Below are 5,871 nucleotides of genomic sequence, written 5' to 3'. Positions count from 1 at the left end.
GCTACGAACCAAGGGGTCGTGGGTTCAATTCCTGCCAGCCGCACCAAACAAAAAACCCTGTAGCCAAAAGCTGCAGGGTTTTTTCATTTCTGCCGCCGAAAGAATGGCGCAAGCCTGCGGCGAAAGGCCACCATGAGCAAGGCATTCACCAAAGAATCGGATCAGGACGAAGAGGGCGACCTCCCGTCACCGCCGCCAGTGCCTGGCGGCAAGAACTACATCACCCGGGCCGGCTACGACCGCCTTCGAGCCGAGCTGTTCACCCTGATCGACGACGAGCGGCCCAAGATCGTCGAGATCGTGCATTGGGCTGCGAGCAACGGTGACCGATCGGAAAATGGTGATTACCTTTACGGCAAGAAGCGCCTGCGCGAGATCGACCGGCGTATCCGGTTTCTCACGCGCCGCCTGGAGATTGCCGAGGTGGTTGATGCGTCTCTGCACCATGGCGGTGACCAGGTGTTCTTTGGCGTCACCGTGACCTATGCCGATGGCAGCGGTGCCGAGACCACTGTCACCATCCTCGGGGTGGACGAAGCCGACAGCGCGCAGGGTCAGATCAGTTGGGTGTCGCCGGTGGCGCGCGCGCTGCTCAAGGCCAAGGTGGGTGACGTGGTTCGTCTGGTCGTGCCCGGCGGCACGCAAGAGCTGGAGGTGCTCTCGGTTCGCTACCCGGCGCCCCCGGTCAGCGACTGATCAGGCCTTGACGGGCTTGAAGCGCTGCGCCTTGATCACCGAAGCCGTGCGCTTGAGGCTGCGCAGCACATCGGCCAGGTGCTGACGGTCGCGCACCGAGACCGAGAAGCGGATGTCGGTGGCCGTTTGGGCGGGCTCGTCACCCATGTCCACGTGGGTGATGTCGGCCTCGGCTGACGCAATGCTGGACGCCACGCGCGCCAGCACACCCTTGCCGTTGGTGACGGTCACCACCACCGTGGTCTCGAACGAGCGCACGGGTTCGTCCGCCCACTCCACTTCCAGAAACCGTTCGCTGTCGCGCAGCAGCAGGCGTTTGCCGGTTGGGCAGTCTTCCGCGTGCACCACGAGGCCTTCGCCGCGGCCCAGATAGCCGACGATGCGGTCGCCCGGGATGGGTTTGCAACAGGGGGCGTACTGCACCGACAGGCCCTCGCTGCCGTCGAGTGTGACGACACCCTGCGAGGCCGATTCGTCGCGACCACTGGCGTAACGCTCGGTGCTGATCAGCAGCGCATCGGGCTTGAGCCCCATCTCGGACAACAGCACAGCGAGCTTCTTGCCGACCATGCTGGCGATGCGTTTGCCCATGCCGATGTCGGAGAGCAACTCGTCACGTGTCTTGTTGCCGGTGAAGCGCAGCAGCTTTTCCCAGGTGCTCTGGTACTCGCCATCTTCGGCCGGCAAGGCGGCCAGACCTTCCGACCTGAGTGCCTGGCTCAGCATGCGCTCGCCCAGTTCGTGCGACTTCTCCTGCGCCACGGTCTTGAGGTGGTGGCGGATCTTGGAGCGCGCGCGCCCGGTTTTCACGAACGACAGCCAGGCCGGGTTGGGCTCGGCGCTCTCGGCGGTGATGATTTCCACCACGTCGCCATTGGCCAGCTCGGTGCGAAGCGGTCGCTGCTCGCCATTGATGCGTGCCGACACCGTGTGGTTGCCCACGTCGCTGTGGATGGCGTAGGCGAAGTCCATCACGGTGGCGCCACGCGGCAGGGCCATGATCTTGCTCTTGGGCGTGAACACGTAGACCGCGTCGGGGAACAGGTCGATCTTGATGTGGTCCCAAAACTCGCCCGCATCGTGGGTTTCCTGCTGGATGTCCAGCAACGACTGCAACCACTGCGTGCCCAGGCGCTGCGACATGTCGCTGCCGGGTTCGCTGGCCTTGTAGAGCCAGTGCGCGGCCACACCTGATTCGGCCACGACATCCATCGCGTGCGTGCGCAGCTGGAATTCGATATTGGTGCCGAATGGGCCGATCAAGGTGGTGTGCAGCGACTGGTAGCCGTTGACCTTCGGGATGGCCACATAGTCGCGGAACTTGCCGGGCAACGGCTTGTAGAGCTGGTGCAGCACGCCCAGCCCCGTGTAGCAGTCGGTGAGCTCGGGCACGACGATGCGAAAGCCATAAACATCGGTGACCTGCGAGAACGACAGGTGCTTGTTGTCCATCTTGCGGTAGACCGAGTACAGCGTCTTCTCTCTACCCATGATGCGCACGTTCATGCCCTGGTGGGCGAACACAGCTTCCACTTCCTTCTGCACGCGCGAAATTAGGTCGCGTCGGCGATTGCGCGATTTATTGAGGGCCTTGGAGAGCACTTCATAGCGCCAGGGATGCAGGAACCGGAACGCCAGGTCCTGCAGTTCGCGGTAGGTGAAGTTCAGGCCCAGCCGGTGCGCGATCGGCGCGTAGATCTCCAGCGTTTCGTTGCTGATGCGCTGCCACTTGCTGCGGGGCATGTCGCCCATGGTGCGCATGTTGTGGGTGCGGTCGGCCAGCTTGATCAGGATGACCCGCACGTCCTTCGCCATGGCCAGCAGCATCTTGCGAAACGACTCGGCCTGGTTTTGCTCGCGGGTGTCGAACTCCAGCTTCTCCAGCTTGGTCAGACCGTCCACCAGATCGGCCACCGGCGCGCCGAAGCGCTCGACCAGTTCTTCTTTGGTCACGCCGCAATCTTCGATGGCGTCGTGCATCAACGCCGACATGAGCGCCTGCGCGTCCAGCTTCCACTCGGCGCATTGGGCCGCCACCGCGATCGGGTGGGTGATGTACGGGTCACCGTTCTTGCGCAACTGTCCCAGGTGCGCCTCATCGGCAAACCGGTAAGCCTGCCGGATGCTCTCGATGTCACCTGCGCTCAGGTAGTCCAGCTTGGCCAACAGCCCGGCAAAGCTGGCCGCAGCCGCGCTGGCTGCTGGGTGCGCCTGATCGTCAGAGGACAAAAGGGAGCCGGTGTCGGCTAGGGTGGACATCCGGGTACTTTAGCGTGTGATGACACTTGACGTGGAGAGCGATGCCCGCGATGTGCCGTCTCCCGTGTGGGAATGATGACGGACAGGCGCACAGGCGAAAAAAAACACCGCATTGCGGTGTTTTTTTCCAGGCCTCAAGCTCTGTTCAGAGCGGAACCTTCTTGAGCATTTCCAGGCCCACTTTGCCTTCGGCAATTTCGCGCAGCGCGGTCACGCCAGGCTTGTTCTTGCTTTCGATCTTGGGAGCGTGCCCTTGGCTGAGCATGCGGGCGCGGTAGGTAGCCGCCAGCACGAGTTGAAAGCGGTTGGGGATCTTTTCAAGACAGTCTTCGACGGTGATGCGTGCCATGGACGGCTCCAGTAAACGGGCTTGGGGTCAGAGGATGTTGAGCGCTTTGAAGGTATCGCCGCGGGCGATACGCTGGGCGGCGAACTTGAGCCGCTGGGCATGGACGATGGCCTTGAGGTCAAACAGGGCCCGCTCGAACAACTCATTGATTATAACGAAGTCGAATTCCCGGGCATGGGCCACCTCGGCGGCGGCGTTTTGCAGTCTCAGTTCGATCACCTCGGCCGAATCTTCGGCTCGCCGCTCCAGGCGCGAGCGCAGCTCTTCCCAGCTGGGAGGCAGGATGAAGACCAGCACTGCGTTGGGGAAGATGCGCTTGACCTGGATGGCACCCTGAAAGTCGATCTCCAGCACGACGTCTGCACCTTGCGCCATGCGCTGCTCGATGGCTATCTTGGAAGTGCCGTAGCGGTTGCCGTGCACCATGGCCCACTCCAGGAACGACCCCTGGATGACCATGTGGTCAAAGGTTTCCTTGCTCACAAAGTAGTACTCGCGCCCATGCAGCTCCTGGCCACGAGGTGGACGGGTGGTGTGCGAGACCGAGGGCGCGACGCGCGAGTCGAGTTCCATCAAGGCCTTGACCAGGCTGGATTTGCCAGCCCCGCTGGGGGCTGCGACGACAAACAGGTTTCCGGGGTATTCCATGCTCACTCTATGTTTTGTACCTGCTCGCGCATCTGTTCAATGAGCACTTTCATGTCCACCGAGATGCGCGTGAGTTCCAGGTTGGACGACTTCGAACCCAGCGTGTTGGCTTCGCGGTGCAGCTCCTGGATCAGGAAGTCGAGCCGCTTGCCGACCTCGGCGCCTTTCTTGATGAGGCGCTCGATTTCGGTCAGGTGCGAGTCGAGGCGGGTGAGTTCTTCGGCCACATCGATGCGGATGGCGAACGCCGTGGCTTCGGTCAGGGCGCGGTCGTTGGCCATGTCGGACGTGACCGTGTTGCCCGTGGCCGATGGACCGCCGGCGGCCAGGGCATCGTTCCAGCGATCAATGAAGCGTTGGCGCTGCTGCGCAACCAGCAGGGGGATCAGCGGCTGGGCATCCTTGGCCAGTTGTCTGAGCTGTGTCAGACGGTCCAGCAGCATGGCCGCCAGACGCTTGCCCTCCCGCTCACGGGCGTCCATGAGATTGTTGATTGCAGTCTCGGCCAACGACTGCAGCCCTTCGTTGAGATCGCCGGGGTTGCCTTGCTGGCGCGAGGTGAGCTGCAGCACCTCGGCCACCGACAGCGGCGCTGCGGTGGGCAGCCAGGCACGCACGTTGTCTTGCAGACCGACGAGCTTCTGGAGTTCGAGTGCGCTGGGAGAACGCGGGCTGGCGTCGCTGCGGCCTTCGATCCACGCGCGAACCTCGACCTTGCCGCGCTTGAGGCTTGTTGTCAGCAGTTCGCGCAGCACCGGCTCCGAACCGCGAAGGTCGTCAGGCAGTTTGAACGTGAGGTCGAGAAATCGGCTGTTGACCGAGCGGATCTCCAGGCCCAGGCCTGGCTTCGGATCGCGCGCCGGCTCTGCGTTCGCGGCCGTTGCGGGCCCGCCCAAGTGGGCCGTTGCATAGCCGGTCATGCTGTAAACTGCCATTGCACTTCGCCCGTCAGGTTGAGTGGTCCAAAACGAGGCGTTCCGGAAACCATCCCGAATTATGTCAAAGGTCAAACCCGCTCCGCTCCCGCCGGACACCGTGATCGGTGGTTACCGCATCGTTCGCAAACTTGCAGCCGGGGGTTTTGGCGTGGTGTACCTGGCGGTGGACACAGAGGGTCAGCAGGTGGCCGTCAAGGAATACCTGCCTTCGTCACTGGCCTCGCGCGGCCCTGGCGAATTGCTGCCTCAAGTGCAGCCCGAGAAGCTTTCTCTCTACCGCCTGGGTTTGAAGAGCTTCTTTGAAGAAGGTCGTGCACTCGCCCAGATTTCACACGCATCCGTGGTGAGCGTGCTCAATTTCTTTCGCGAGAACGAGACCGTGTACATGGTCATGAACTTCCTGGAAGGCGCTTCACTGCAGGAATTCATCATCACCGCGCGCGAGCAAAAGAAGCAGAAGGTCTTTCGCGAGTCGACCATACGCTCGTTGTACGACGAGGTCTTGCGCGGCCTGCGCATCGTGCACCAGCACAAGATGCTGCACCTGGACATCAAGCCGGCCAACATCTTCGTGACCGATGACAACCGCTCAGTGCTGATTGACTTCGGCGCCGCCCGCGAGGTGCTGAGCAAAGAGGGCAACTTCATTCGACCCATGTACACGCCGGGCTTCGCTGCGCCGGAGATGTACCGGCGCGATTCCTCCATGGGCCCATGGACCGACATTTATGCGATCGGCGCGTGCATTTATGCCAGCATGCAAGGCTATCCGCCCAACGATGCGCCGCAGCGACTCGAAAAAGACCGCCTGTCGTTGGCGCTCTCCCGCCTGCGCGGCGTCTATTCCGACAACCTGATCGAGGTGGTCGAATGGTGCATGTCGCTGGATCCCTTGTCGCGTCCGCAATCGGTGTTTGCGCTGCAGAAAGAACTCAGCCGCGAAACCGAGCGCAGTTACACCAAGCTCACCGTGGCCGAAAA

At 62.3% G+C, this 5,871-nt stretch carries 6 protein-coding genes; 2 read left to right on the top strand and 4 right to left on the bottom strand.

Annotated elements, in window-relative coordinates; translation table 11 throughout:
• Positions 1-132: 132 nt before the first annotated feature.
• Positions 133-696, top strand: coding sequence for a transcription elongation factor GreB (greB, locus tag Q0C59_RS18045; protein WP_291218137.1), 564 nt, complete (start codon positions 133-135; stop codon positions 694-696).
• Here greB and Q0C59_RS18040 read toward each other — a convergent pair whose 3' ends face one another.
• The 4 genes from Q0C59_RS18040 to Q0C59_RS18025 form a co-directional block, all read right to left on the bottom strand.
• Positions 697-2,955: a bifunctional (p)ppGpp synthetase/guanosine-3',5'-bis(diphosphate) 3'-pyrophosphohydrolase gene (locus Q0C59_RS18040; protein ID WP_291218135.1), complete on the bottom strand. Its 2,259-nt coding sequence runs from the start codon at positions 2,953-2,955 to the stop codon at positions 697-699.
• Positions 2,956-3,100: 145 nt separating this feature from the next.
• Positions 3,101-3,304, bottom strand: coding sequence for a DNA-directed RNA polymerase subunit omega (gene rpoZ, locus Q0C59_RS18035; RefSeq protein WP_069047262.1), 204 nt, complete (start codon positions 3,302-3,304; stop codon positions 3,101-3,103).
• Positions 3,305-3,331: 27 nt separating this feature from the next.
• Positions 3,332-3,952 (bottom strand): guanylate kinase, encoded by a 621-nt coding sequence (gene gmk, locus Q0C59_RS18030; protein ID WP_291218130.1) that lies wholly within the window; start codon positions 3,950-3,952, stop codon positions 3,332-3,334.
• A gap of 2 nt (positions 3,953-3,954) precedes the next feature.
• Positions 3,955-4,887, bottom strand: a complete 933-nt coding sequence (locus Q0C59_RS18025; protein ID WP_291218129.1) for a YicC/YloC family endoribonuclease — start codon at positions 4,885-4,887, stop codon at positions 3,955-3,957.
• Positions 4,888-4,948: 61 nt separating this feature from the next.
• Between Q0C59_RS18025 and Q0C59_RS18020 the strand changes: the two genes are divergently transcribed.
• Positions 4,949-5,871 (top strand): serine/threonine-protein kinase (locus tag Q0C59_RS18020; RefSeq protein ID WP_291218127.1); only part of this gene is annotated, 923 nt, incomplete at its 3' end.

Source organism: Hydrogenophaga sp., assembly GCF_022844385.1.
GTDB lineage: Bacteria > Pseudomonadota > Gammaproteobacteria > Burkholderiales > Burkholderiaceae_C > Hydrogenophaga.
The sequence above is the reverse complement of the archived record's forward strand: the minus strand, read 5'-3'. Positions and strand labels throughout refer to the sequence as shown.